This is a genomic window from Chitinophaga sp. GbtcB8, from assembly GCF_019091455.1.
Classification (GTDB): Bacteria; Bacteroidota; Bacteroidia; order Chitinophagales; family Chitinophagaceae; genus Chitinophaga.
In genome coordinates this window covers 93,495-118,629 of the sequence record NZ_JAGXJN010000008.1, presented here as the reverse complement: position 1 = coordinate 118,629, position 25,135 = coordinate 93,495, and the positions used below count along the sequence as shown (strand labels likewise).

18 protein-coding genes and 1 pseudogene are annotated in these 25,135 nt (G+C 48.3%); 13 read left to right on the top strand and 6 right to left on the bottom strand.

Annotated features, from left to right (window positions below; genetic code table 11):
- Nucleotides 1-15: 15 nt before the first annotated feature.
- The 9 genes from KVT36_RS10430 to preA all read left to right on the top strand — a co-directional run bounded on the left by KVT36_RS10430 (nucleotide 16) and on the right by preA (nucleotide 12,411).
- On the top strand, nucleotides 16-2,103 hold the full coding sequence (locus tag KVT36_RS10430) for a T9SS type A sorting domain-containing protein (RefSeq protein ID WP_217603432.1): 2,088 nt from the start codon (nucleotides 16-18) through the stop codon (nucleotides 2,101-2,103).
- 143 nt (nucleotides 2,104-2,246) lie between these two features.
- Nucleotides 2,247-2,783, top strand: coding sequence for an RNA polymerase sigma-70 factor (locus KVT36_RS10425; protein WP_217603431.1), 537 nt, complete (start codon nucleotides 2,247-2,249; stop codon nucleotides 2,781-2,783).
- 90 nt (nucleotides 2,784-2,873) lie between these two features.
- Nucleotides 2,874-4,331, top strand: coding sequence for a CoA-acylating methylmalonate-semialdehyde dehydrogenase (locus KVT36_RS10420; RefSeq protein WP_217603430.1), 1,458 nt, complete (start codon nucleotides 2,874-2,876; stop codon nucleotides 4,329-4,331).
- Between the two features lie 170 nt (nucleotides 4,332-4,501).
- Nucleotides 4,502-5,857, top strand: a complete 1,356-nt coding sequence (locus KVT36_RS10415; protein WP_217603429.1) for an aminotransferase class III-fold pyridoxal phosphate-dependent enzyme — start codon at nucleotides 4,502-4,504, stop codon at nucleotides 5,855-5,857.
- Between the two features lie 46 nt (nucleotides 5,858-5,903).
- Nucleotides 5,904-7,391 carry an NCS1 family nucleobase:cation symporter-1 gene (locus KVT36_RS10410; RefSeq protein ID WP_217603428.1) on the top strand — a complete coding sequence of 496 codons (1,488 nt, stop codon included), beginning with the start codon at nucleotides 5,904-5,906 and terminating at the stop codon, nucleotides 7,389-7,391.
- Nucleotides 7,375-8,757: a dihydropyrimidinase gene (gene hydA / locus KVT36_RS10405; protein WP_217603427.1), complete on the top strand. Its 1,383-nt coding sequence runs from the start codon at nucleotides 7,375-7,377 to the stop codon at nucleotides 8,755-8,757. Before KVT36_RS10410 ends, hydA begins: the two co-directional genes overlap by 17 nt.
- 47 nt (nucleotides 8,758-8,804) lie before the next feature.
- Complete coding sequence (locus KVT36_RS10400; RefSeq protein ID WP_217603426.1) at nucleotides 8,805-9,671, top strand: nitrilase-related carbon-nitrogen hydrolase; 867 nt, start codon at nucleotides 8,805-8,807, stop codon at nucleotides 9,669-9,671.
- 30 nt (nucleotides 9,672-9,701) lie between these two features.
- Nucleotides 9,702-11,045, top strand: coding sequence for an NAD(P)-dependent oxidoreductase (locus KVT36_RS10395; protein ID WP_217603425.1), 1,344 nt, complete (start codon nucleotides 9,702-9,704; stop codon nucleotides 11,043-11,045).
- 97 nt (nucleotides 11,046-11,142) lie between these two features.
- Nucleotides 11,143-12,411: an NAD-dependent dihydropyrimidine dehydrogenase subunit PreA gene (gene preA, locus KVT36_RS10390; protein ID WP_217603424.1), complete on the top strand. Its 1,269-nt coding sequence runs from the start codon at nucleotides 11,143-11,145 to the stop codon at nucleotides 12,409-12,411.
- A 112-nt stretch (nucleotides 12,412-12,523) separates the two neighbouring features.
- Here the strand turns inward: preA and KVT36_RS10385 are convergent, their stop codons facing one another.
- From KVT36_RS10385 to KVT36_RS10370, 6 genes and pseudogenes are all read right to left on the bottom strand, one after another.
- A complete protein-coding gene (locus KVT36_RS10385; protein ID WP_217603423.1) occupies nucleotides 12,524-13,846 on the bottom strand; it encodes a vanadium-dependent haloperoxidase in 1,323 nt (440 codons plus the stop codon).
- A gap of 2 nt (nucleotides 13,847-13,848) precedes the next feature.
- Nucleotides 13,849-16,575 (bottom strand): VCBS repeat-containing protein, encoded by a 2,727-nt coding sequence (locus KVT36_RS10380; RefSeq protein ID WP_254639942.1) that lies wholly within the window; start codon nucleotides 16,573-16,575, stop codon nucleotides 13,849-13,851.
- 6 nt (nucleotides 16,576-16,581) lie between these two features.
- Nucleotides 16,582-16,716: pseudogene (locus KVT36_RS32985) on the bottom strand (FG-GAP repeat domain-containing protein); the annotation flags it as partial.
- A gap of 36 nt (nucleotides 16,717-16,752) precedes the next feature.
- A complete protein-coding gene (locus KVT36_RS32680) occupies nucleotides 16,753-17,139 on the bottom strand; it encodes a VCBS repeat-containing protein (protein WP_254639941.1) in 387 nt (128 codons plus the stop codon).
- Between the two features lie 126 nt (nucleotides 17,140-17,265).
- A complete protein-coding gene (locus KVT36_RS10375; RefSeq protein ID WP_217603422.1) occupies nucleotides 17,266-18,882 on the bottom strand; it encodes a SusD/RagB family nutrient-binding outer membrane lipoprotein in 1,617 nt (538 codons plus the stop codon).
- Nucleotides 18,883-18,891: 9 nt separating this feature from the next.
- Nucleotides 18,892-22,026 (bottom strand): SusC/RagA family TonB-linked outer membrane protein, encoded by a 3,135-nt coding sequence (locus KVT36_RS10370; RefSeq protein WP_254639940.1) that lies wholly within the window; start codon nucleotides 22,024-22,026, stop codon nucleotides 18,892-18,894.
- 641 nt (nucleotides 22,027-22,667) lie between these two features.
- Between KVT36_RS10370 and KVT36_RS10365 the strand changes: the two genes are divergently transcribed.
- The 4 genes from KVT36_RS10365 to KVT36_RS10350 all read left to right on the top strand — a co-directional run bounded on the left by KVT36_RS10365 (nucleotide 22,668) and on the right by KVT36_RS10350 (nucleotide 25,006).
- Complete coding sequence (locus KVT36_RS10365; protein ID WP_217603421.1) at nucleotides 22,668-23,495, top strand: class I SAM-dependent methyltransferase; 828 nt, start codon at nucleotides 22,668-22,670, stop codon at nucleotides 23,493-23,495.
- Between the two features lie 116 nt (nucleotides 23,496-23,611).
- The gene (locus tag KVT36_RS10360; RefSeq protein ID WP_217603420.1) at nucleotides 23,612-24,142 is read left to right on the top strand and encodes an RNA polymerase sigma factor; all 531 of its coding nucleotides are present in this window, start codon (nucleotides 23,612-23,614) and stop codon (nucleotides 24,140-24,142) included.
- A complete protein-coding gene (locus tag KVT36_RS10355) occupies nucleotides 24,123-24,383 on the top strand; it encodes a hypothetical protein (protein ID WP_217603419.1) in 261 nt (86 codons plus the stop codon). Before KVT36_RS10360 ends, KVT36_RS10355 begins: the two co-directional genes overlap by 20 nt.
- Before the next feature lie 11 nt (nucleotides 24,384-24,394).
- Nucleotides 24,395-25,006 carry a ClpP family protease gene (locus KVT36_RS10350; protein WP_217603418.1) on the top strand — a complete coding sequence of 204 codons (612 nt, stop codon included), beginning with the start codon at nucleotides 24,395-24,397 and terminating at the stop codon, nucleotides 25,004-25,006.
- The last annotated feature ends 129 nt before the right edge of the window (nucleotides 25,007-25,135 follow it).

Sequence of the window (25,135 nt, the reverse complement as noted above, 5' to 3'; positions counted from 1 at the left end):
TTAAACAGTATCTTTATGAAAAAAGCTCTAAAATATTCAGCAGGCCTCGCATTCCTGCTTGCCTCCTTTACAGCCTTTGGTCAGCAAAAAGAATATAGCTTAGGCAACACCCGCACCCTGGTGCAGGAGTTCCGCCAGCAGGCAACGGCCAGGCAACAGCAATTTGTAAGCGGCGCACAGCTGAGAGTAAGCGCTAATACCACGTTAAATGCTAAAGTAAATTTCCGTACTACCGGTAGCGCCACAGAAGAATTCCTGGCAGGTGAAATAGCCAACACCCCGGGTTCTTCTTTCTTTGTTCGCGTACAGGGCAACAAAGTAGAAGGTAACATCGTGTTACGGCAAAGCAAAAAAGCATACAAATATTATTCAGACAATACCGGTAATGTTTTCGTAAAAGAAGAAGACATTAACAAGGTGCTGTGTATTAATTATGAAGAAGGCCCTGCTACCTCCCAGGTAACAGCACAGGGTGCAACTGCAGCCGCTGTACCTGCGGACCTGCAAAGCTATCCCGGCGCCAATGGCTGTGTACTGCTGGACTTTGACGGCCAGTATGTTTCCGGCACTCCCTGGAATAATGGGAATCCCATTAACGCCGCACCTGCCACCCTCTCAGAAGCTGAAATGCGTGAAGTATGGGAGCTGGTAAGCGAAGATTACAAGCCCTTCCATATGAACATCACTACCAGCGAAGCGGTGTTTAACACCTATCCCAAGAACAGGAGAATGCGCTGCATTTTCACGCCCACCAACACCGCTGCTCCCGGCGCAGGTGGCGTAGCCTATATCAGCTCCTTTAACTGGAATGATGATACCCCCTGCTGGGTATTTAATGGTGGCGTAAAAGGCGCTGGCGATGCTGCTTCACACGAAGTGGGCCATACTTTAAGCTTAGGCCACGACGGTAGAAATTCTCCTGCAGAAGGTTACTACGCCGGCCAGGGTAACTGGGCGCCTATTATGGGTGTTGGTTACTACAAACCGATTGTACAATGGAGCAAAGGCGAATATAACAGCGCCAACAACCTGGAAGATGACCTGGCAAAAATGACCAGCTCCACTTTTGGTGTTGGTTACCGTGCCGATGATTATGGCAATGCCATTTCATCTGCAGGTGTTCTCAGCGTAGGCACAGGCGGCAACATTAACAGCAGCGGTATTATTGAGCGCACTGCTGATGTGGATGTATTCTCTTTCAGCACATCCGGCGGTAATGCTACCATCAACTTTAACCCGGCTCCCCGCCATGCTAATCTGGATATACTGGCACGCCTGCTTAACAGCAGTGGCGCTGTAGTTGCTACTTCAAATCCTGCTGGTTTATCTGCGGCTATTAACGCCAACCTGGCAGCAGGTACTTATTATGTATCTGTTACCGGCACCGGTGTAGGTAACCCTGCTACGGATGGTTATTCCAACTATGCTTCCCTGGGCGCTTATACCATTACCGGCACTATTTCCGGCGGTACCGGCAGCGGCGCAGTTACCGTATACCAGGATTGTAATTACGGCGGTTATGCCATTAACCTGGCGCCCGGCAGATATGATATGGCGCAGCTGAATGCCCTGGGTATTCCGAATGATGATATCTCCGCTTTAAAAGTGAAAAGTGGTTATGAAATTATCCTGTACCAGGATATCAACTTCGGTGGTAGCGCTTACGTATTCCGCGGCGACTTCTCCTGCCTGGTGAACCTCACTGCAAACGGCCAGCCGCTGAACCTGAACGATTGGGCAACTTCAGTAGTGGTACAACCTTCTACTGCTGCAAAAGCTGCCGTAATGAGCGCGCCTATCACGCTTGTTACACCGGTTAAATCATCCTCCGCTGCTGCTGCAACGGAAGCTGCCAATGATGATGGTACCATTGATGTAGTGCTGTCGCCCAATCCTTTCACACAGAACTTATCTGTGAAAGTGAAGAGCAAGGTAGATCAGTATTATATCCGTGTGTACAACATGAATGGTACGGAAGTAAGGCCTGCACAGCGTATCTCTAACGGCCAGCCCGTGAACCTGTCCAGCCTTTCAACCGGCATGTACCTGATCAAGATCTACGTAGGAAAAGAAGTGATCACCCGCAAAGTGATCAAACATTAATAATATCCCATCCTATGACAACGTAGGGGTCCCGGTTTTTCCGGGGCCCTTTTTTTTACAATTAATTAATAAATTGATAACGGCCGCCATGCAAAAAAAACCAGAATGAAATGAAAATATTTGTACTCAAATCGTGGTAAGGAATGACCGAATTATACGGTATTAAACAGGGAAGTAACAATGTTTTCAGGGAAGTATATCATCAGTACCAGCACAGATTATATGCATTTGTGTATCAGAAAACCAGCTCACATTACCTGGCAGAGGAAGTAGTACAGCAGGCCTTCATCCGCCTCTGGGAAAAAAGGAATGCCTTATCAGACGGAGTGTTGCTTTCCACGCAGCTTTTCCAGATAGCCAAAACTATTCTGGTAGATGAGCTGCGCAAGGAAGCTGTTAAAAGAACCCACATTAGCGGCTGGGCCAGCAGCAGCGCTGCGCCGGTTACAGAAAATAAACAATTAGAGCTGCGTGATAGTATGGAGCACATGGTACGTACCATTAACGCCATGCCGCCCATGCGTAAAACCGTTTTCAATATGCGCCGCCAGCAAGGACTATCCTATAAAGAAATTGCCACGGAACTAGCCATCTCGCCCAAAACCGTGGAGAACCATATTGCCCGCGCCATTAAACAGCTGCGTGAGGCCGTACAGGTATTATCCCTGTCCGGCTGCTGAAACCAGCCCCCCCGCTGCCATTACTGAAGAACTCCTTTGCAATCTTAACATTGCGAAAAAATCAGTATATTATACAACAAATGCAGCCCAATGAAATACCCCCGCATGCAGAACTTTATTAATGGCCGGTTCACAGATATTGACTCCACCCGTCTGCTAACCATTACTTCACCCACAGACGGCCGGGAGCTGGCGCTGATGCCCTGCTCCACCGCTGCCGACCTGGATGCTGCCGTTAATGCTGCAAAAGCCGCTTTCCCTGCCTGGAGCCAAACCCCTATCAAAGAACGGGTGCAGGTATTTTTCCGCTATAAATATTTACTGGAAAGAGACCTGCAGGAGCTGGCGGAGCTGGTGAGTGAAGAAAACGGTAAAACATTGGGCGAAGCCATTGCAGAAATAGAAAAATGTATAGAGCTTACGGAATTTGCCACCTCGCTGCCACAGCTGGTAACCGGCGAAATACTGGAAGTAAGCAAAGGCGTGGAATGCAGAACAGAACATGTGCCGCTGGGTGTGGTAGCCTCTATTGTGCCGTTCAACTTTCCCAGCATGGTGCCTAACTGGACCATTCCCAATGCCCTTACCCTGGGCAACTGCATGATCATAAAACCCTCTGAAAAAGTACCCCTTAGCCTGACCCGTATTGCGGCTTTATTAAAGGAAGCGGGCCTGCCGGACGGCGTATTCAATATTGTGAATGGCGATAGTGAAATGGTGAATGCCATCTGCGACCATCCCGGCATTGAAGCCGTATCATTTGTAGGTTCTACCAAAGTGGCCAAGCTGGTATACCAGCGGGCTACCGGGCAGTTAAAACGCTGCCTGGCTTTAGGCGGCGCTAAAAATCATTTGCTGGTATTGCCGGATGCCAAACCGGATATGACCGCGCAGAACGTCGTAGCCTCTATGAGCGGCTGCGCAGGGCAGCGCTGTATGGCCGCATCGGCCATGATAGCAGTGGGCCAGGTAGATCATATTATAGACAAGATCTGCGCAGAAGCCGGTAAGGTGATCCCGGGCAAAAATCTGGGCGCAGTGATCAGCCGGGAATCCAAAGAAAAAATTGAACGTTATATTACCGAAGCAGAGCAGCAGGGCGCACGCATCCTGATAGACGGGCGCAACACCGTGGTGGAAGGCAAAGAGCAGGGCAGCTACGTAGGCCCTACCGTGATAGACTATGTGAAACCGGATATGGCGGTAGCTAAGGAAGAAATATTTGGCCCCGTGATCAGTATTCTGCGCACCAATACGGTAGATGAAGCGCTGGCCATAGAAAATGCCAACCCTTACGGCAATGCAGCCGCAGTGTACACACAAAACGGCAGCCTGGCGCGTTATATTATTGAAAAGGCCAATGCCGGTATGATAGGTGTTAATATAGGCGTACCCGTACCCCGTGAGCCTTTTTCTTTTGGCGGATGGAATGAAAGTAAATTTGGCGTAGGCGATATTACCGGCAAAAGCTCCATAGAATTCTGGAGCAAGCTAAAGAAAACCACTACTAAATGGAATCCTGAAGCAGGGATTAACTGGATGAGTTGAAATAGTCCATGGCCCATAGCCGATGGTCTATGGCATAGAACGTAATATTATAAGTAAAAGAAGTAATAAGGACTACGATAACATAAGAAAGGTACTACAAGTAACAGGAAGCGATCAACCAACATAATGAAGTAATTAAGGTCAACTGATATACAGCAAATTTAAACACTATGGCTGAAACCTCCGCCCTGTCTGCCACCCAGCAGATTATACAGGACAACCTGGACTATACTCTTTTTTCCTGGAGCAAGCAAAAAGGTGTTGCCCCTATTGCCGTGAAACATGCAGAAGGTGTGTACCTCTATGATTATGATGGTAACCGCTACCTGGATTTCTCTTCCGGTTTGATCAACGTGAACATTGGCCACGGCAATCAGCGTGTAACCCAGGCCGTGATGCGGCAAATGCAGGAAGTAAGCTACGTTACACCCGGCTGCGTTACACAGGCCCGTGGTGAGCTGGGAAAAAAGTTAGCTGCCATTAGCCCCGGCAACCTCAATAAAACGCTCTTTACCACTGGCGGCGCAGAAGCCATTGAAAATGCTATTAAGCTGGCGCGTTTGTACACCGGCCGTTCCAAAATAATTGCCCGCTACCGCGCTTTCCACGGCGCCTCTTATGGCTCCATGACAGCCGGTGGCGATCCCCGCAAGCTGCCGCATGATGCGCAGCAGGCGCCTAACATGGTGCATGTGGAAGATCCGTATTGTTACCGCTGCCCCTGGGGTAAGGAAATTACATCCTGCTCCCGTGAATGTGTAAGCCATATTGAGCGGGTAATTGAATTTGAAGGCCCGGAAAATGTAGCCGCCATTCTCATGGAAGGGGAAAGCGGATCTTCCGGTTGTATTAAATACCCGCCGGATTATTTACAAAAAGTGCGCGCGCTCTGCGATAAATACAACATCCTGCTGATAGCGGATGAAGTAATGAGCGGTTTTGGCCGCACGGGCAAATGGTTTGCCTGTGATGTGCACGGCGTAGTGCCGGACATGATAGCTACCGCCAAAGGTATTACCGCCGGTTACCTTCCCTTAGGCGCTTTAATTGTAAGCGATACCATTGCCAGCTACTTTGATGATAAGGTGTTATGGCTGGGGCTTACCTACTCAGCCCATCCGGTTTGCTGCGCTGCCGCAGTAGAGGTGCTGCAGATCTATGAAGATGAGCAGCTGATAGAAAATGCCGCTGTAATGGGCGCTTATATTGAGCAGCAGGTAGCCCTGCTGCAGCAACAGCACCCCAGCATTGGCGATTTCAGGAATACCGGCTTACTGGGTTGTATAGAGCTGGTGAAGAACCGCGCTACCAAAGCGCCTATGGCCCGCTTTAATGCGCCGGCCAGTGAAATGGCCGTGATGAATAAAGTAGCTGCCAGGCTGAAACAGCTGGGCATGTATGCCTTTGTACGCTGGAACTATGTATTTATAGCGCCACCTTTATGTATCACCAAAGCGCAGGTAGATGAAGGGCTGGCCATCATCAGCGAGGCTATCCGTATTGCAGACGATGCATATGAAAATTAAAGTAAGCACATTTCCTGATTCTTATAGCTAATTCCTGATCACCATCATGAGCGAAACCTCCTCTCTTTACAGTGAAGACCTGGCGCCTGTATCACCGGCTAACCGCAGCTGGAATACCTGGAACTATGCAGCGCTGTGGATCAGCATGAGCCTGTGCATTCCTACGTATATGCTTGCCAGCTCGCTCATTGAAGGAGGTATGAACTGGTGGCAGGCCATCTTCACCATTTTCCTGGGTAATAGCATTGTATTGGTGCCCATGATCCTGAACGGGCATGCCGGCGCTAAATACGGCATTCCCTTCCCGGTATTTGCCAGGGCCAGCTTTGGCGTAACGGGCGCTAACATTCCTGCTATACTGCGGGCTATTGTAGCCTGTGGCTGGTTTGGTATTCAAACCTGGATCGGCGGTTTTGCGTTATTCCAGATGCTGCGCTTATGGATGCCCTGGCTGGAAACCCTGCCCACGGTATTCCCTGAATCCTTCGGCTTAAAAACAGGCCCGGCTATTACCTTCCTGCTGTTCTGGTGTTTGAATATGTATGTAGTATACCTGGGTGTGGAAAGCATCCGGAAATTATTGGTGTTTAAGGCCATCTTTTTACCCGTAGCTGCGTTGGCGTTATTGTGGTGGGCCATTGGCGCGGGCCATGGCTTAGGGCCTATTTTGCAGCAACCATCCAGGTTTACCTCTGCCAATGGCTTTTTAAATTTCTTTTTACCGGCGCTTACCGGCATGGTAGGTTTCTGGGCAACGCTTTCCCTCAACATCCCTGATTTTACACGGTATGCTGTTAGCCAGCAGGCACAGGTAAGAGGGCAGATCATTGGCCTGCCGCCCTCTATGACGCTGTTCTCTTTTATCGGCGTGGTAGTTACTTCTGCTACTACCATTGTGTATGGCACCACCATCTGGGATCCGCTGGTGCTGGCCGGAAAATTTGATAGCAAGCTGCTGGTAAGCCTTGCCATGATAGCAGTGGCTATTTCTACATTAGCTACCAACATTGCAGCTAATATTGTAAGCCCCGCTAATGATTTTGCCAACCTGTGGCCGGCGCGCATCAACTTCCGTAAAGGCGGTTATATTACCGGCGTGCTGGGTATACTTATTTTTCCCTGGAAGCTGATCGCAGACCCCAGCGGTTACATCTTTACCTGGCTCATAGCCTATTCCAGCCTGCTGGGACCTGTGGGTGGTATTATGATCACAGATTATTATTTCATACGCAAGCAATACCTGGTAGTACCGGAGCTGTATAATCCAACCGGCAGCTACAGTTTTAGCAAAGGGTTTAATATACCCGCGGTAGCAGCATTGCTCATTGGTATTTTACCGAATGTGCCGGGTTTCCTGGTCACTATTAAAGCCATTGCGCCGGATGCAGTACCGGTATGGCTTGCGCAGCTCTATAATTATGCCTGGTTTGTAGGTTTCCTGGTAAGCGGCATTGCGTATATGCTGCTGATGCAAACCTACCGGCACGGTATTCAAACTATTAAAGAAACATCGTCTTATGTCGCTCTTGATTAAAAACGGAAGGATCATTACTGCTGCAGATGATTATGTGGCAGACATTTTTATTGAAGGGGAAAAGATAGCCGTGATCGGCAACAACCTGTCTATACCAGCCGGTGAAACTATTGATGCGGAAGGTATGCTGGTAATGCCCGGCGGCATTGATCCGCATGTGCATTTGGAGATGCCTTTTATGGGCACCTTTTCCAGTGACAGCTATGAAACCGGTACCCGTGCTGCATTACATGGCGGTACTACCATGGTCATAGATTTCATTCTGCAAAAGCAGGGCAGCTCTTTAAAGGCGGCGCTGGATGAATGGCGCTCCCGCTCCAATGGCAACTGCGTGAGTGATTACAGCTTTCATATGGCGGTAACCGATTTTAATGATGCAACAAAACAGGAGATCAAAACTTTTATAGAGCATGAAGGCATTACCTCTTTCAAAACCTTTATGGCTTATAAAGGTGCGCTGATGATAGACGACCGGCAAATGACAGCGCTGATGCAGGAAGTAAAAAAACATGGCGGCATGGTTACCGTGCACGCTACCAATGGCGATATGATCGATTACCTGGTAGCCAAACACAGGGCAGAAGGAAAATTGTCACCGCTGTATCACTACCTCTCCCAGCCGGAAGTAACGGAAGCAGAAGCCAGCGGCCGCTTTACAGACATTTCCAACTACACCGGCTGCCCGGGATATATTGTACACATGACCTGCGAAGGTGCGCTGAATGCAGTACGCCAGGCCACCCGCCGCAACCAGCATGTGTTTGTAGAAACCTGCATTCAATACCTGCTGCTGGATGCTGCTTTATATGAGCAGGACTTTGACGGCGCCAAATGGGTCATGAGCCCGCCGCTGCGCGAAAAGAAAGACCAGGCCACGTTATGGGCCGGCATTAACCAGGGTTTGGTAAATGTAGTGGCCACAGACCATTGCCCGTTTAAATGGGAGCAAAAGCTTATGGGTAAAGATGATTTTTCAAAGATCCCCAACGGCCATCCTGCCATAGAGCACCGCATGGAGCTGTTGTATAGCGAAGGGGTACACAAAGGAAAGATCACACTTAATAAATATGTGGAAGTAGCCTGCACCAATCCTGCAAAAATATTCGGCATGTTCCCCCGCAAAGGTACCATTGCCGTAAACAGCGATGCTGACATTGTGATCCTGGATCCGCAGGCTAAACATACCATTACTGCCGGCGCGCATCATATGAACGTAGACTATTCCGCCTACGAAGGCTGGGAGCTGACCGGTAAAATAAAAACAGTGCTGTTACGCGGCAAGGTAGCTATTAACAACGGGGAATGCCTGCTGGATAAGGGTTACGGCCAGTTTGTGAAACGCGGGAAAGTGGATGGGAAGATTTGAACGGACCATCGGCTATGGACCATAAACCGAAAACAAAAATTACAATTATGCCAAGAATCATTAAATCCGGCCTTATTCAAATGAGCCTGCCTAAAACAGAAGGTGAAGGAACCATTGAGGAGATCAAGGAAGCCATGATACAGAAACATTTGCCGCTGATAGAGGAAGCAGGACAAAAAGGCGTACAGATCTTATGCCTGCAGGAAATATTCAGCACGCCTTACTTCTGCCCCGGGCAGGATGCACGCTGGTATGCATCTGCAGAAACAGTGCCCGGCCCTACTACAGAGCGCATGGCCGCTTATGCTAAAAAGTACAACATGGTGATCATTGTGCCGGTGTATGAAAAAGAGCAGGCCGGCGTATTGTACAATACAGCTGCAGTAATTGATGCCGATGGCACTTACCTGGGCAAGTTCCGCAAAAATCATATTCCGCATACATCCGGTTTCTGGGAAAAGTTTTTCTTTAAGCCCGGCAACCTGGGCTACCCGGTGTTTCAAACACGTTATGCAAAAGTAGGTGTGTACATCTGTTACGACCGGCACTTCCCGGATGGCGCCCGCTGCCTGGGATTAAACGGCGCAGAAATAGTGTACAATCCTTCTGCTACGGTGGCCGGCCTTTCCCAATATTTATGGAAGCTGGAACAGCCTGCGCACGCAGCTGCCAACGGGTATTTTATGGGCTGCATTAACCGTGTAGGTACGGAACAGCCCTGGAACCTGGGCAAGTTTTACGGCAGCTCTTATTTTGTAGATCCGCGCGGACAAATATTCGCCACTGCATCAGAAGATAAAGATGAATTACTGGTAGCCGAGTTTGACCTGGATAAAATAGAGGAAGTAAGAAGTGTATGGCAGTTTTTCCGCGACCGGCGCCCGGAAACGTACGGCAAGCTCACAGAGCTTTAAACCTGTTATTCCTGACATTAATACATTGTTATGGCCATTGTGAACAACCGCCTGACCGCAGAACAATACGACCAGAACTTCAGCGACATACACCCACCTTTCGAAAGCCGGGAAGCCGCTCTGGTAGAGGCTAACCGCTGCCTGTTCTGTTATGACGCGCCCTGTATTAAAAGCTGCCCCACCAGTATTAACATACCCAAATTCATTAAGCAGATAGCTACGGATAACATCAAAGGATCTGCCCACACTATTTTCAGCGCCAACATTATGGGCGGTGGCTGCAGTAAGGTATGCCCGGTAGAAAAGCTGTGCGAAGGTTCCTGTGTATACAACCTGATGCACGAAAAACCCATTGCTATTGCCAAACTGCAAAGGCATTCAACGGAAAAGGCTATCAGTGGCCAATGGCGCCTGTTTGAGCGCAAACCTGCCACCGGTAAAAAAGTAGCTGTTGTAGGCGCAGGCCCTGCCGGTTTAAGCTGTGCGCATGTGCTCTCCCGGGAAGGTATTGAAGTCACCATTTTTGAGAAGGAAAGTAAAGGCGGCGGGTTAATGACCTACGGTATTGCAGCATACAAAGTAACGCCGCAGTTCTGTGAAGATGAGGTGAACTACATTACCTCCTTAGGCGGCATTCACATTCAATACAATAAAGAGTTAGGAAAAAACCTTAGCCTGCCAGAGCTGCAAAGGGATTACGATGCCGTGTACCTGGGCATTGGTGTAGGCGTGGCGCGGCAGCTGGATATACCCGGCGAAACGCTGGACGGTGTAGTTGATGCCATTCAATTTATTTATGAGCTCCGCAGCAAAGGTTACCCGGCCGTACCGGTAGGTGATAAGGTAGCTGTAATAGGTTTGGGCATGACGGCCATAGATGCCGCTACACAGGCCAAACGTTTAGGCGCAAAAGAAGTGACCATTGTATACCGCAGAACGCAGGAGGAAATGCCCTGCACGGAAGCAGAGCTGGAAATTGCGAAGCTGGATGGCTGCAAGCTGCAATGGCTGGCAGCTCCCAAGGAAGTGAAGGGGCAGGATGGGAAAGTACAGCAGCTTATCTGCAGCATTATGCAGCTAAGCGCAGCTGATGCCAGCGGCCGCCGCGCACCGGTAGACACGGGTCAAACCTTTACGCTGGAAGTTGATATGATCATTAAAGCAGCAGGACAAGTACCTTTTGAAGCGCTTATTACCAGTGAGCAAATAGAACACCGGCAGGGAAAGATCATCATTAAGGACAACGTTACCAACATTCCCGGCGTATTTGCCGGCGGCGATTGTGTGAACGGCGGTAAAGAGGTAGTGGACGCAGTACAGGCAGGTAAGGATGGTGCAGCTGCGATACTGGAGTATTTAGTTAGCAGTGAATGATCTATTAATCGCGTCATTGCTTCGTCGCCCCACACAGCCTGGCTTTACTTTGCTCCTCGCAATGACGCATTCATTTTAACTTTTTCAACTTTTAAACATGGCTGATATCTCTGCAAACTTCTTAGGCATCAGATCCCCTAATCCCTTCTGGCTGGCCAGCGCGCCGCCTACAGATAAAAAGTATAATGTGCTGCGTGCACTGGAAGCCGGCTGGGGTGGTATTGTCTGGAAAACACTGGGATCGCAGGTGAAAAATGTATCCAGCCGTTACTCTGCGGTAGACTACCACGGCAGCCGCGTAATGGGCTTTAATAATATAGAGCTTATCAGCGACCGGCCACTGGAGCTGAACCTGCAGGAGATCAGGGAATGTGTAAAACTGTTCCCGGACCGCGCTATGATCGTGTCCCTGATGGCAGATAATGACCGCAGCAGCTGGCATGAAATGATCGCTAAGGTAGAAGATACCGGCGCACATGGTATAGAGCTGAACTTCGGCTGCCCTCATGGTATGAATGAAAGAGGCATGGGCTCAGCTGTTGGCCAGGACCCTGAAATTGCGCGCATGGTAGTGGAGTGGGTAATGGAAAAAGCCACTATCCCGGTTATTACCAAGCTCACGCCCAATGTGCATTCTGTAGTACCCACCGGTAAAGCGGCGGTGGAAGCAGGTACGAATGCGCTGTCACTTATTAATACCATTCAATCCGTTACCGGTATTGACCTGGATACGCTGATCCCTAATCCGAATGTTGGCGGGCAGTCTGCATTTGGCGGGTATTGCGGCCCGGCGGTAAAACCTATTGCCTTAAAAATGCTTACCACCATTAGCCAGGATGCCGTTACGTCCCGTGTACCCGTTTCCGGCATAGGCGGGATCAGCACCTGGAAAGATGCAGTGGAGTTTATGCTGCTGGGCGCTTCCAATGTGCAGGTATGCACTGCAGTAATGAAACATGGCTTCCGTATTATTGAAGACCTGTGTGAAGGGTTAAACAACTGGATGGATGAAAAAGGTTTTGCTACGCTCTATGATTTTATCGGGCAGTCTGTAAACCGTATCACCAAATGGGAAGCGCTGGATATTAACTATCATATTATTGCCAACATTCACCAGGACAAATGTGTGCATTGCGGTTTATGTTACATTGCCTGTGAGGATACCTCGCACCAGTCCATAAACCTGGAATATGGAAAACCGTATAATACTTACACGGTAAAAACGGAGGAATGTGTAGGCTGTAATTTATGCAAGCTGGTTTGCCCCGTAGAAGATTGCATTACCATGGATGAACATCGCAAAGGCCCGGAATACCTTAACTGGACGGAGTATCAGCGGAAAGGGCTGCCGTTGAATGATCATTGAATTTGCCCTAAAAAGCAATCACTCCTGCCACCGGTTAAAGTGGAGGAGTGATGTTTATAATGGGTTAGTAAGTAACAAAGTTGTACATAAACTCACATATACCGTGCCATAATCATGAATGCACGGGTAACACACCAGCTGCTTTTAATTTCTCTATAATATTATCGCCAATATTCTTCCCTTGTGTTGCTCCGTTGTCAATAGAATCACGGAAGTGAATACCGCCATACAGGCGTGAAATGGCTGCTTCCGCAGCAGCCTGCATAAAGGAGGTAAAGCTGCGTGCGCGGATCTCGAACATTTCTTCTGAATCATCTGTAAAAGAAAACTGATCGCCCATCAGGTAAGTAAGTACCTGCGCAGTGGCGGTAGACATTACGCTATGCCCGCTGGTATATTCCGGGAAGGGCGGTGTTTGCAGCAGCGGTTTCCAGTTCACATCAATGTAGCGGTTAATATACGTTTCCGGCCGTATGCGGTCGCTGCGGTATTTTTCATCCCAGCAGCTGATGAACGCATCCATTTCTGTGATGGCCGTAATGGTATGCAGCAGCAGGGTTTTATCAAAATCCAGCTTCGCCTTTTTAGCTGCAATACCTGCAATATTCATCCAGTGCCCGCCCGGTGTTATCTTTTTAAACCCAACAGCCATATGCCCCGCGGTAGATACTGCAAAGGGATTACAATCCCAGAAAGCGGCAATCACCAGCTCCTCCTGTTTGGGATGCATACCTGCCTCATACACTTCTTTGCTCAGGTTATAAAAAGCGCTGCCGCTATCTTTACTGAAAGGTACCGGCGGCTCCGGTACAAAGGCATTACAGGTATCTATTACCATGGGGCGGATGGTTTTCCAATGCGGCTCCACCGCTTCTATATAAGCCGGCGGTGTAGGATACCAGTAACCATCTCCTTTTTTAGGTGTATAACGCACGCGTGCGCTCAGCTGGTTGTAGTGGTCTTTTTTAGACCAGTTAATGATCTGCGGCACTACTTCCTTAGCTACAGCTACGGAGCGGTCAATTACTTTTTGCGAAAGCTTTTCTTTTTTAAACGTGTTCAGCAGTTTTGCCTGCTGCGCTTCCAGCATAAAACCGGAGGGCAGCATTAGCCGCCCGGCTTCCAGTATGGCATATACCGCAGCAGCTTCATAGTTATAATCATCCTTAGCGCCGCTAATGGTAATAACAGGATACGATTTAATAAACCCGGCTGTTTTGGGCATGCTGTTATTATGCTGCGCCACTATTTCATATGCTGCTGCGGTGCAGTAAGCATAATAGCGAGCGGCTGCCGGCGGGTTCACCACATCATGCAGCATTACCATGGTAATATTCCAGACAGCGGGTTGCACCTGGTTGCTAAGTTCAGGTGTGGGCCGCTGGGCATAACCCAGCTGGCAAAAAAACAAACAAACAATTATCCATTTTCCCATAACTATTGTTCTTTGTATAGTAAAACGCCTACGTTATTTACACCTATCACCATATACTTATCTGCCTTGATGGTTATTTCTGTGGCAGACTTTACATCACCGGCTACGGATAACCCGGAAACAGCCGGCTGCATATATTTAAATTGCCCCTTGCCATCGCCCTGCAGCAAACAGCCATAACTGGCATCCATGCTACCTATTTTTAAACGATTATCACTGTGGTTGCCAAATAGCAGCAGGTCTGTTTTGCCATCGTGATCAAAGTCGCCGGTCATAATTTTAGTGACTATGGAAAACTGCGCCTGTAAAGGCAATGGGGCAGCCACAAATTTGCCGTTCTTATGCAGGAAACATTGTGTACGGCAATCTGTTAAGGTTAGCTTACCGGCTTTAGACAATTCATCTGCACTGAAAATTTCCCTCATGGTAGCATCTGCATAATTCTTATAGGAGCTGAATTTGCGGCGCATGGGATAGATCTGGTCATTCAGCTCATCCCGGCTTACAAAAGGATAGCTTACCCCTTTAATATAACAGTTAAAGAAAGGATCAATAGAGCCATTGCCGTCAAAGTCTGCATAATACAGCTCTGCCGGCTCTTTTTCAGAAGTATGCACCTGTGTGTTCAGCCCCAGGTTACCGGCAATAATATCTTCCTGCCCGTCGCCATCCACATCTGCCAATGCCATGCTGAACCAGCAGCCTTTGGGCATCTGCTCAAAATAATCGCTGGTTTTATTTGTAAAACCTTCGGCCGTGTTCAGGAATAAGGTTACAGGCATAAACTCCCCGCATAACAGCAGGTCTTTACGACCGTCTTTATTAACATCGGTCCACTGCGCATCTGTGACCATACCAATGTTGGCAAAAGGCACGGTAGCAGCAGTAAATTTCCCTTTGCCATCATTCACCAGCAGCCAGGATGCCGGCGGCGCCGGGTACTGGCCGGGTATTACACGCCCGCCTATGAACAGGTCCATATCACCGTCATTATCAAAATCACAGGCACGCACACACGATTTACTATTAGCGCTAACATCCGGCAAAACACCTTTCGATAACACCAGTTTGCCCTTGCCATCATTCAGGTACAGAACATCCTGCAGCGCGGGCGTATGGGGTTCAAATAAAGCGTAACCGCCTTTGGCCAGGTACAGGTCATTAAACCCATCGCCATTGGCATCAAAGAACAATGCATCGGCCGTTACCGGGCCATCTTCCGCATCCAGCACAGATTCAGTGCTGATACTGTATGCGCCGGAAGGCTGTTGTACAAACAGTCTTCCGGGCTGGTTCTTATCGCTGCTGATGTACAGGTCCTCCCGGCCGTCGTTATTCACATCTCCCTTAGCCAGTACCGGCCCTGCGCTGGAGTACATGAATAACATAAGCGGCTGCCGCTTAAAGTCATTCACCTGGTCATCTTCATGTTTATAACCTATAATACCTTTTGTTCTGCTGAAGAGTGTTTTGACTGAAGGATCTTTTTGCAGCACCGGCGCTGTTACGCCTGCATAGGCTACTGCCAGCTGCTGGTTAGCGGTTACATTGGTCAGCAGCTGCGTGGTATGGTCGGGCCAGGTAATGCGTACAGAATCTGCCTGTTGAGCACTGCCCAATCCAAAATGCAGGCTGGCAGGCAAGGCAGAAAGATATCCCCTGCCGGGATTCACTTCCTCATACTGCAGGCCGCCGTTGGCATACACTGTTACCTTAGCGCCAATAGCCGCTGTATTGCCGGTTTTGGCCTGCAGCTTTATGCCCAGGTAATTACCTTTGTTCTGTTCCCGGCTCAGGTTTTTATACACTGCTGCCGGTTCGTTAATGTTATTGATCACCAGGTCCAGGTCGCCATCATTATCCAGGTCTGCATATACTGCCGCGCTTGAAATACCGGTTTTGGTAAAACCCCAGTCTTTTTGTTTGTTGGAAAAAGTAAGGTCATGCTCATTCCTGAAAACGTAGTTCATCAGGGTGGTGGAAGGCATGGATGTTACCAGGTCCATGAGCATTACCGGTTCACGGTCCACTGCTTTCTTGACTTTATAATCGCCCCAATATTTTAAAAAGTCTTTGTTGGTATAGTCCCTTAAATAGCCGTTGGTAATGAACAGGTCTTTATACCCGTCATTATCCAGGTCGGCCAGCAGCGGGCACCAGCTCCAGTCGGTATTAGAGATCCCCGCAAGCTGCCCTATCTCACTAAAGGTTCCATCGCCATTATTCAGCTGCAGCATATTACGCATGTACTGTTTGTATAGTCCCTGTGATAACATCAGCTCAAAGGATTCATAATTTTCCTGCAGCTGTAATAATTTCTGGCGGCGGTTATCTTCCGGCAGCATGTCCAGTGTCATTACATCCGGCAGGCCATCGTTGTTATAATCTGCAATATCTACGCCCATAGAGAAATGGGAAAGATGCCGGAAACAGTTCTGCGTATCTTCCCGGAAAGTACCATCCTGGTTGTTGAGGTACAGGTAGTCCGGCTCATTATAATCATTGGTCACATATACATCAGGCCAGCCGTCCTGGTTAATATCAGCTACGGCCACGCCTAAACCGAATGTGAGCGGGTTCTGGATAATGCCGGCTTTTTTGGAAACATCTGTAAAGTGATTGTCCTTATTTTCATAGAGCTTGTTGCCTGCCAGGGAATCCGTTTCCCCGCGGCGTTTGGCCAGCTCCATGTTATCTATCTTGATCACGTTATGGTTAAGCAGGAACATATCCAGGTCCCCGTCATTATCATAATCAAAGAATACGGCCGTGGTGCTGTAGCCCGGATCATCCAGCCCATATTCTTTGGCGCTTTCTTTAAATTTCAGGTTGCCCTGGTTTATGAACAGCTGATTGCGGCGTTGCCCAATAGTAGTTTTGCCGGAGTAACAAACCTAAATACCCAGCTAACCATCGCCATTTACATCAGACATGGTTACGCCGGTTTTCCAGGCGCCGCTGCGGCCTTCCAGCTCTTTGGCGGCATCCCTGGTAATATCTTTAAATTTCAGGTTGCCCTGGTTCAGGTAGAGCTTATTAGGGCCCATGTTGGCGGTGAAGAACAGGTCGTCCAGGCCGTCATTATTAATATCGCCTACGGCTATGCCACCGCCGTTATAAAAATATTCGTAGGCTAATACATTCAGGTGTTCGGTTTCATTAATATCATTACTGAAACGGATATTGGTGGTTTTAGGCGGTAACAGCTCAAAGAGGGGCTGCTGCGCTTTTACAGCTATGGGCAGCCAGCTAAGTAATACCGTAGTAATGATCAGGGAAATGGAATTTTGCATGATGCATTATATTTTTCAACCGCTCCAACAACACAGCAGGCCGGGTTACAAAAGCAGATGCAGCGGACTTACCCGCTGCATCTACTCTACATTTATTGCTCTTACATCAACATTTAAAACAGGTTATTATTTGTCCCACCATACGCGTGAGGTCCAGTTATCACCGGTTCCTATCCTGCTTACCGCATCGTTGTAGTTAGCTTTGTTCAGGTTAGCTTCAATGGGCGGATAAGGCTGCCTTCTGGGTATGGTACCGTTGGAGAAATTACCCTGGTAAACTACGGGAGTGAGCACAGGATAACCGGATCTTTTCCAGTTGATCCATGTTTCTACATACAGGAAGAAAGCGCCGGTAGTAGCCCAGTATTGCTCATTGATCTGTTTCAGGGATGCATCCAGTGAAGTTATATTCAGCGGATGCGCCAGTGCATATGCATCGGCAATAGTTGCGCTGATGGCGCCATCTGCACCCAGTACTGCCAGGGACTGCAGGGCAGCAGATACACCATTGCGGTAGTGCACAAGGGCTGTACCGCCTACGCTCCATCCTCTTGCCGCAGCTTCTGCCAGCATCAGCTCTGTTTCTGCGTAGGTGAGCACAAAAATATTACCGCTCCTGTTGGCGTACATAGAAGTACGGGGACGGGAATATTTTCCGATAGGCGTAGCATTCGCGCCTGTACCGGTACCACCGGGGTAGCCCGGTGCATGCGTAATATCTGTTGGGCCGCCGTTCAGATCATACCCATTGGGCATCCCTAACTGTACGGCAGCAGTTGTTACGCCGGGGCTGGAAGTTTGGTTAGCAGCCAGGCCATCAGCAGGTACTTCTGCAATTACACCCAGGCGGGGGTCATTGTTAGTCCTGAGATAGTCAATAAATGTTTTGCTCCAGCGGGTCTGGTAAATATCTGTATTATATACCCTGGCCTGGGCATTATCATGCCCGGTGCTGTTCTGGGTAGCTATAAAAGCATCATCCGCAACGCCGGCAAAGGTGCCACCTGCAGCGGCTTTCTCCGCCCATGTTTTGGCTGTGGCAGCGTCTACTTTTGTTAAGCGCATAGCCAGACGTAACATTAATGAGTAGCCGAATTTTTTCCATTTGGTAACATCTCCCTTGTAATACAGGTCGCCGCTCACAGCTCCACCGGATGCACTCAGCTGGCCAATGGCAGCATCCAGGTCTTTGAGCATGCTGTTATAAACATCCTGCTGTTTATCATACACTGGTTGTGTAACGCCTGCCTTACCCTGTAATGCCTGGGAATAAGGAATATCGCCATACACATCTGTTACTTCCTGCAGGATCAGCACTTTCATAATTTTACAGATGGCGTTCAGGTTTCCCTTTGAGGCATCATCTGCCGTTAAGCTGGCGGCTTCATATACCATGCTGCCTGCTCCTGTCCAGAACTGGTCGCTTTGGCCGTAATTGTTGTTCCAGAGACGGGCCTGGTAATCAGGCGTACCGCTGGATGGTACATACTTATCGGCATTGGAAAGGTAGTTGGAGCTCAGCGATGAGGTGGATGCCATGGTTTGCGCCCACATGCTGGTGAACAGGGAAATACTATAGCCCTGTGAGGAAAACAGGTACTGGGCGCTGGTCAAAAGATAATTTGGATCATAATGGGCGGCATCCGTTTGTGTGGGATCGGTATTGATCTCCTCAAAATTCTTGGTACATCCCGCCTGTAGCAGTGCAGAAGTGATACCAATATATATCAGTAGTTTTTTCATGTTCCTTGCTTATTTGAATTTGATATTAACATTTACACCGTATGTCCTGGCGGAAGGTAAGCCGGTACCTTCAATACCTGCATATCTCACAATGGTGGAAAAACCTGATTCAGGATCAATATTATCACTGCGTTTCATTATTGTCCAGAGATTGCGGCCTACTAAAGAAACCTGTACGGTACGGATCAAAGGCACGCCGGCTAATACTTTCTCAGGAAGGGTGTAACCCAGTGTAAGCTGGCGCAGCTTAATGTAATCACCGTCCAGTACACTTATTGCAGTGATCCTTTGAGCCACTGCCTGGTAGTAGTCCTGTGCGCTGGCGTGTACGGTATTCTGCGTACCATCTTCCCGTACTCCCACGGTGAAACCAGCTTCCCTGTTCACCAGCGTAGACTTGTTCAAGCCGCGGTAAACACTTTCAGCAGCAGAAGAAGAAAGCACCTTGTTGCCATAATTGTAATCTATCAGGAATGCAAGGCTCACACCTTTGAAGTTAAACTCGTTGTTCAAGCCACCATATAAAGTAGGCAATACGCTGCCCCTGTATACCTGGTTGCCGGCTAAGGGTAACCCGGAGGCATCTACTACTATATCGCCTTTTGCATCATACTTGTAATCATATACCTGGATCTGGGGGCCGGCCATTCCTTTTATGAACACAGTATTGGCATTACCGTGGTTGAACCGGTTGGTACCCAGCGAAACCGGGTTACTATTAGCATCTGTTTCCAGGATCTTATTGTGTACAGAGGTTAAATTGAATGAAGCATTCCAGCTGAAATTCCTGCTCTTAACAGGCGTACCGGTCACCAACACTTCCAGGCCCCTGTTTTGGGTAGAACCGGTAGCTATATACCCTTTGGTATAACCGGTAGACCGGCTAAAGTCTGCCTGCATGATCTCATTCTTTGTTTTGCGCGTAAAGTACGACACATCAAATCCTAAACGGTTATCAAAGAACTTCAGCTCCGTGCCAAATTCCAGCTCTGTTACGGTGTACGGTTTTAACAAACCGCTGGGCAAACCATCGCTAAACCTGCCGGTAGGCACTCCGTTAACAGAGCCTTCCACGGCATAGTACACGGCCGTTCTATATGCTTCGTAAGGTTCCCCGCTGGTTCTTGCGAAAGATGCACGCAGCTTGCCGTAATCCATATGCGGTACTTTCACCAGCTCAGAGAAGATAAAGCTACCGGATACAGAAGGCGTAAAGATCCTCATCTGGCTCTTGGGTATATTAGGCCCTGCCAGTGTGGAGAACACATCATACCTGCCCGTAGTGCTCAGTGTCAGGTAGCTTTTATAGTTAAAGTCTGCGGTATAATAACCGGAATGTGCTTCCCTTTTCCAGTATTTATAGTCCTTGCCAGCGTTCACCACGTTAAGAGGGGTGTACAGGTTATCAACGATAAAGGGACCACCATTGAGGGTCTGATAATCATAACCGTTCTTCAGTATGTTGGCGCCTACTGCAGCGTCTATACTAAAATCGGAGGTTATTTTTTTGCTGAGGCCCAGCAATGCATCACCATTCAGCTGGTAGGTCTGGGTGCGGCTCTGCTCTTCCAGTCTGCCGGAATAACCGGTTTCAGTTTGTATGGAAAAGTTGGTGCCGGATGCCGTTACCTTAAGGATCTGGTCATTTTCCAGGTCATATCCGATACGGCCTTGTGCATACAACCAGCTGGTAAGCTCATAACGGGCAGTAATGGCACTGATCAGGCGTTTCCTGTTTATATTATTTACATACTTGCTCACTACAAACCAGGGATTGGTTACATAGTTATCATCACTGAATACTATTTCCTTTCCATTGGCATCAAAACCGGGCGCCAGTATGTTTTCGTTGATGTTACCTGCAAGCCAGATACCGTTATTGGGGTTTGAAGGCCCGTCACTGATCTGCGGTTTGTTCTTTTGCTGCTCGTCTATATAGTTAGCCAGCACTCTTACAGTCAGCCGGTCGCTTACCTTCTGGTCCATGTTCAGGTTAATGGTTTTCCGGTCTAATCCACTGTTGCGAACAATGGATTTGTTATCCAGGTTAGACATAGATAAACGGAAAGTACCTTTCTCGCCACCGCCGGAAACAGCTACTGTATTGGTAAAGGTGGGCCCTGTTCTGTAAAAGTTGGCAATGTTGTCTTTGAAGGGAGAATAAGCATATTGCTTACCATCATACTGGATAACCTGTGAGCCATCCATTTTAGCGCCCCAGGCTAACCTGGCAGTACCCTGTGCATCTGCAGCATTATTCGGTTTGCTGCCCTGACGGCCCTGGCCATATTCATACTGGAAATCGGTAAAGTTAATGGCTTTGTCCATGGAATAGTTCATGTTATACTCCACGGTGAAAGCGCCTTTTTTACCGGTCTTGGTGGTAATGATAACAACGCCGTTGGCAGCTCTTGCACCATATAATGCAGATGCAGACTGGCCTTTCAGCACGGACATGGTTTCAATATCATCCGGGTTAATGTTGGAAAGACCGTCTCCGTTATCAGAGCCGCCCCATTCGCCGGAAGAACCGCGTTGTGTATTATCAATAGGTACACCATTTATTACAAAAAGCGGTGAGCCGGTGCCTGCGCCGCTGCCGGTACTACCGGTACTACTATTCATACTGGGCATACCCCTTAACAGGATACGGGCAGAAGAACCCGGACCGCCGCTGGAACCATGTACATTCACACCGGCCACACGGCCTGCTAATGACAGGCCCACGTTGGTTTCCCTGGCCTGTGTCATCAGGCCGCCATCTACTTTTGTAACGGAGTAGCCCACTTTTTTGGAATCTTTTGATATGCCCAATGCCGTTACTACCAGCTCGCCCAGCTGAGTGGATGTTTCACTCATTACCAGGTCAAGATGTGTTTGTTCAGGCGTTACTTCTATTGTTTTAGTGCCGTAGCCTACCAGGGAAACCTGTAATGTAAAAGCCCCCTGCGGTACTTTTAAGGAGAAGGTACCGTCGCCACCGGTTACAGTGGCCATGTTCGTTCCTTTTACCTGCACGGTGATGGCGGGAAGCGCTGCCCCGGATGTTGCATCCTTGACAGAACCTGTCAACTGCCTTGTTTGTGCAAATGCTGCCGAGCCAAGCAGCAGCGCCATAATCAGCAGACGTAGTTGTCTCATCATTTATTGGATTTAATTTTGGTTTGATTTAGACATAGAGAGAGCGACATGCTACTTTTGCAGCATGCAATTATTAAACATAGTATTGCCTGTACGCTTATGTATCGCTAAATTTCATCGTTCTTTTATACATACTTACCGATTTTGGTTAGAGATAAAGATGCCGATACACCTCAGAGGGAGGCATGCATTTCCTTTAGAAATCTATAACAACTGACCCTTCCTAAAGTCAATTCAATTGTTCACTACAATAATGTAAATTGATTTTCTAATAGAATAACAACAACACATCGATCATCGTTCCATCATTCTTTACATGTTTCGTTAATTTGGTTGAAATAATCTAGTTAGTCTACATACGGCCCCATCGGGGATCCATGGAAAATTTATCGTGGTGCTTAAGATTGCTGCCGCTTCATTGTTCAGGTATCACTTAGTGCTTAATATCCGGCGTACTCTTTACCGGATCTGCCACATAGTTAGTATTAATTTCCTTTAAAAGCAAACATTATTTTAACTAAATATTAAGACATACTATCTATACTCTATTAAAGATCATACATTCAGATGGGAATGTTTGTAACATTTTGATTGTATTTATGCAACTATGTTAATTTTATATTTAACTATGTTAATTTAAGATTATGAAAACAGCCAGCGCAACTGCCATTGGCGCAGCCGCCCTGCGGGCCGCCCATCAATTGTTAGACGGCACTCCCAAACTGCTGCAGGATGAAATAATATTAAAATTATTAGAGCCCGCAGTAATACAGCACATTCAAGACAACCCTGCCATTTATCAAATGCCGGAAGCCTTCAGGATGCGCACACACGTAGTGTTACGCAGCCGTTATACGGAAGATGCCCTGCAACTGGCATTTGATAACGGGATACGGCAATATATAATATTAGGTGCCGGATTTGATACGTTTGCTTACCGGCAGCCGGTATGGGCTAGGGACCTGCATATTTTTGAAATAGACCATCCTGATAGCCAGGCGCAAAAACGGAACCGGCTGGCACAAACCGGCATTAGCCTCCCTCCCAATCTTAGCTTTGTACCGGTTGATTTTGAAACGTCTTCTATTAGAAACGTTTTACAACAAACATTGTTCGATCTTAATGCACCGGTATTTATTGCCTGGCTGGGCGTGCTCACTTATCTTACCATGGAAGCTATTGATGCTACACTAAGCTTTGCAGGCGCTTTGGCAAAAGGTACAGAGCTGGTGCTTACCTTTTCCCAGCAGAAAAGCGCTGATTACTTTTCTAACCTTGGCCAAAGGGCCGCAGACCTGGGCGAGCCCTGGATCACACATTTTACGCCGGAAGCGCTGGCACAGAAGCTGCGGCAGCACGGGTTTACAACGGTATCCTTTTTTACGCCGGAACAGGCGGCCAAGTACTTTGCCGGCCGTACAGATGGTTTGCAGCCACCGCGGCGTACTTCTATTGTACATGCAGTGGTGTAGCAGCAGCTACAGAATGGTTGTACAGGCACCAGGAGCCCGCTGCTGCAAAATTTTTTCTTAAATTAAGGGTGATATCTTCCCCTTTGCGGACACTATTATATATAAAACCAATAGTTATGCAGGAACAAGCAGCGCAAGCATTAACAGATCTTTACCGGGACACCTTCCCCCAGATAGCCCGCACGGTGCAGCAGCTGGGCGGCGACCTGGAAACCGCCAAAGACCTCTTTCATGATGCCCTGGTTATTTACCTGGAAAAACAGCAGCAGCAAAAGCTGCACATCCATGTATCGGCCAAAGCGTACCTGGTGGGCATCACCAAAATATTATGGCTGCGCAAATTCAAAACCGATAGCCGCCAGGAACCGCTGGATGATCATATAACAGACGCCTACAGCATACCGGAAGATTTTTATACACCGGTACCTGAAAAAGGCCGCTCCGTGATGCAGTACCTGCAAACAGCCGGCAGGAAATGTATGCAGCTGTTACAGGCGTTCTATTATGAGCAGCACTCCATGCAGGAGATTGCAGAAAAGTTCCATTACAAAACCACCCACTCTGCCACCGTGCAGAAATACAAGTGCCTGGAAAAAGTTCGCGATCACATTAAAACCAGCGCCGCTTATGAGGAAGTCATTGGATGAAGCACAGCATATTGACCAGTACCTGCTGCACGCTATGAGCACAGAAGATAAGCTGCTGTTCCAGGCGCAAATGCTTACCAATAGCGCTTTGCAGGAAAATGTGCAGGCCCAGTCACAGGCACATCAGCTCATCCGCTCATTGGGCCGGGCCGCAAAACGGCAGCAGCTGCAAACCATTTTCGATAACCTGTGCGCCACAGATCCTGCCTTCCAGGCAGCACTCATTGCTATTTTTAAATAAAATTTATTGCCATGTTAATACCAACTGTATTGGATAGCGCCACCCGTGGCGCCTATGATATCTATAGCCTGCTCTTAAAGGAACGGATCATTTTTTTAGGCGCCGGTATTGATGACCAGGTAGCCAACCTGGTAGTAGCACAGCTGCTGTTCCTGGATAGTGAGAACCATTATCCCGTACGCTTATACATTCACTGCCCCGGCGGCAGCGTGTATGCCGGCCTGGCCATTTATGATACCATGAAGAGTATGAAATCGCCCGTTTCTACAGTAGCAGTAGGTTTTACGGGCAGCATGGGCACCGTGATCCTTACTGCCGGTGCAGCAGGCCAGCGTTATGCCCTGCCCAATGCCACTATTCATATGCACCCTACCAGCGGAGGCGCTAAAGGTTATACGGAAGATGTAAGTATTGCCTACCGGGAGCAGGAGCGCCTGCAAAACCGTTTGTTCCACATCATCGGGCAGCATTCCGGCCATACCAGTGATGAGATTGAAGAAACTTTCAGAAGAGATAAATTTATGAATGCAATCGAAGCCAAAGATTTTGGGCTGGTAGATGAAGTGCTGGGCAATGCTGCTGAACTGCAGCTACTGACTAAACCGGTAACTACCGGATCCTGATGCTCCTTCTGCCAACAAGGAAAAACATAAGCCGGAGGGGGCCCCGGCTTATAAGGTGAAAAAAATTGATCTTGGTTAATGACAATTGTTCACATAAGATACGTTTTCGTGATCAATACCTACTTTTTA